Genomic DNA, 297 nt, shown 5'->3' on the forward strand with positions numbered 1-297 from the left:
GTTAAATCCTCACTTTCAGCGCGAGATGCGAATTGCCACAAGAATGGCAGTCGCCACTTCTGAGACAGTGTACATTCCAGCAGCCTCTTATTTAGAGTCTGGTTTTTGCCGTGTCATCCTTAGTGAGTTCGAGGAACTTATAGGCCTGGGGATGATAGTCCTACTAGGAAGTTCAACTAGCTTAGAAGATTATGTGCTTGAGCGACATGATGAAGGTTTTTATCGGCCAGGTAGCGACCAGCATATCTGGTACAAGGCGCAATACGCACTCGAAAAACTCCCTACGTATATTCGCCG

General features: G+C 46.8%; 1 protein-coding gene. It reads left to right on the forward strand.

From position 1 onward, the window contains the following. Positions 1–297, forward strand: a 297-nt coding sequence (locus QMX93_RS30880) for a hypothetical protein (protein ID WP_282359356.1), incomplete at both ends; no start/stop codon positions are given.

The organism is Pseudomonas sp. PS01303 (assembly GCF_029959385.1).
Lineage (GTDB): Bacteria > Pseudomonadota > Gammaproteobacteria > Pseudomonadales > Pseudomonadaceae > Aquipseudomonas > Aquipseudomonas rustica.